Source organism: Sutterella wadsworthensis 2_1_59BFAA, from assembly GCF_000297775.1.
Classification (GTDB): Bacteria; Pseudomonadota; Gammaproteobacteria; order Burkholderiales; family Burkholderiaceae_F; genus Sutterella; species Sutterella wadsworthensis_A.
Genome location: NZ_JH815515.1, coordinates 57503 through 60103 on the forward strand (window position 1 = coordinate 57503; position 2601 = coordinate 60103).

Consider the following 2601-nt stretch of genomic DNA (forward strand, 5'->3'; position numbering starts at 1 on the left):
ACCGAGCGCGAGTTCGGGAGGTTCCGACGGCGGGGGATTCCGTCCCTTACCGTACAAGGGTTGCGTCAGCAAGGATTTCGTGGTCGGAGTGACAGCAAATCGGGGACAACCCCGAGGCGAAAAGCCTCGACTGAATCGAAACCCTCCCACTTCAGTGGCGAGGTTGTTTAGGTCCTCTTTTGAGGCACAATGTCGGCACAACCGTCATCACGGAGGAACTTCCGCCATGCTCCGCCTTTTTCCTGCCCTCGCCCTCGTCCTCTCTCTCGGACTTGCAGGCCCGGGCACCGTCTCCGCCGCGCCCCTCATCACCGTCGAAACGGCGCCTGGGGACGATGCCGCCATCATTGACGGCGTCAAGCGCACTCATGCGCCCGATCCGCGCACGAAGCTCTTCGAGGTGACGGCCGAAACGAGCGGCGGCATCACGGTGCTCAAGGGCCGCACGGACTCCGCCGAAGCGCTCTCCGACCTGCGCGCCGCCTACTACGTTCAGAAGCGCCCCGTCGACGTGCGCGTTAAGCTCCTGCCCGACTCGGACGACCTGAAGAAGAAGGTCTGGGCCTTCACGACGGCCCCCGTGACCCGCATCACGGACCTCTCGGGCCGTCCCGTCACGACGGTCCCCGCAGGCACGCCCGCCGCACGCCTTGACGAGAAGGACGGCATGACGCTCCTGCGCCTGCCCGACGGCTCGATCGGTCTAGCCCGAAGCACGGACGTGCGTCCCTGCACCGAGACCGAGATCCTCATCCGCAACAGGCACGAAAGGCTCATCGTGACGGCCGACAAGGCCGTCTTCAAGCCCCTGCAGGAGGAAAGCGCCCCGTCCGCCGACGTCGTGCTGCCCCGCGGTGCGGTCCTTCGCCTTGACGGCGCGGGCGACGGCGTCATGCGCGCCGCGCTCCCCGACGGGCGTCGCGGCACCATCGCGGTCTCCGCCGTCGAGAAGCTCGCCGACTTCGAGCGTCGCGAGGAGAGCGAACGCCGAAGCGATCCCGCCGCCTTCATGAAGGCCCTCTCGGAGACGGCGGTGCGGGAGGCCGCCTCGGGCCGCCACGCGGACGGCGGCTCCTTCCTTCGCAGCGTCTTCCTCGCCCGCGACCTCATCGTGCAGCGCGATCCCGACATGCTGCTCGCCGCCTATCCGAAGGCCGACGGCGGCAGATCGCTCGACAGGTTCAAGCCCGGCGACGTGCTCGTCTTCAGGCCTGTCAACGGCGTCAGGGCCGCAGGCATCTCCCTTGGCGGCAGCCGCTTCGTCTCGGCGCCCGACATGGGCGGAGACCTCCGAAAGGGCGGCGCCAAGGCGCGCGCAGCGCTTCGCAAGTCGCTCGAAGGCGCCGTGCGCATCGATCCGGGCTTCCTCAACGATCCCTGCCTCACCTCCACCCGCTCGAACCCCTACTGGCAGGCCCCCGTCAAGGCCCTCGTACCCTGCAGCAGGCGCGCCGACATCGAAATGATCCGCTAAACAACCTCGCCACTGAAGTGGGAGGGTTTCGATACAGTCGAGGCTTTGCGCCTCGGGGTTGTCCCCGATTTGCTGTCACTCCGACCACGAAATCCTCGCTGACGCAGCCCTTGTACGGTGGAGGACGGAATCCCCCGCCGTCGGAACCTCCCGAACTCGCGCTCGGTGATCCCTTCTCGGGCTTGAATGACTACGACACCGGCGTCAAGCCAGGCTGTTACTCCGGCTAGAACGGCCTCACGGATCCGTTCCGGGGCGTAGGTTTGTTTTTCAAGATCTGCGTACAACAGATTCAGACAAGCCGCCGCATCGCGGTCGATCCAGCGTTCGTCATCATCTTCACCCAGTCGCACGCGGCGCTCCCAAAGTTCGTGCTTGACAAATTGGCCCGTCAGCAGATTGTGCTGAGAGGGCTTGAGCTTCCTTGGCGATACAACCGTTACCTGCAAACCGGCGCTTTCAGCCTTGCTTGTCAGTTGGGTGTAGAACGCCGCCGGAGCATGTCGCCCGATGGACTTGCCAAAATGTCCTTTTTGGAACGCCTTGAAGGAGTTGTCCTCCACAATGATGTGGCCTGCATGGCCGAGAAGCCAGTTGCAGACTTCACCGTGCTCGCGCTTTCGCGTGGCGGCGCAAAGACGAAGCATCTCCGCAAGTTCCGACCGGAGTTTTTCGTAGCGCTTCGAGAAACGCCACTGAAGCCTTCCGGACTTCACCTTGAAGGACTTCTTCTTTTTGCCGTGACGAACAACGTCAACAGCTTCGTAGTTGTCGGGATTCGTCGCACGGCGGCTTCGCTCCATCGCACGCTGGATTCGGCGTATGGCACGGTGATCCGTGTCCGCGCTCGGCGCAATCTGCACTTTGGCAATTGTCCCGTCCTCAGTCGCATAAGTGAGCGAACCGAGTCCCGGATCAATGGCCATGCGCAGATCCTTGCCGGCGTAGGCGTGCTTCAGGGGGCTTGACCCTTCGGCAACGAGCTGAAGGAAAAAGCGCTCCTTGCCTTTGCGCATTTCACGCACGATCCGACAGTACTTCACTTTTCTGGGCTTTGTGGGATCCGTCGGATCCTGCAAAGCCCGGGTGAGCCAGTCGTCGCGCTTGTCAACGCGAACACGGTACAC

Annotated in this window: 2 protein-coding genes; one reads left to right on the forward strand and one right to left on the reverse strand. The window is 63.7% G+C overall.

From position 1 onward, the window contains the following. The first annotated feature begins 226 nt into the window (after positions 1–226). On the forward strand, positions 227–1474 hold the full coding sequence (locus tag HMPREF9465_RS04385; RefSeq protein ID WP_005434472.1) for a hypothetical protein: 1248 nt from the start codon (positions 227–229) through the stop codon (positions 1472–1474). Here HMPREF9465_RS04385 and HMPREF9465_RS04390 read toward each other — a convergent pair. Further along, on the reverse strand, positions 1471–2400 hold the full coding sequence (locus HMPREF9465_RS04390; protein ID WP_147645244.1) for a hypothetical protein: 930 nt from the start codon (positions 2398–2400) through the stop codon (positions 1471–1473). The two genes, HMPREF9465_RS04385 and HMPREF9465_RS04390, sit on opposite strands and share 4 nt — an antisense overlap. Positions 2401–2601 lie beyond the last annotated feature (201 nt).

Bases quoted from the DNA above. Each gene is read 5' to 3' on its own strand.
- HMPREF9465_RS04385 (WP_005434472.1), top strand. From the start codon at position 227: ATGCTCCGCCTTTTTCCTGCCCTCGCCCTCGTCCTCTCTCTCGGACTT.
- HMPREF9465_RS04390 (WP_147645244.1), bottom strand. From the start codon at position 2,400: ATGGCCATTGATCCGGGACTCGGTTCGCTCACTTATGCGACTGAGGAC.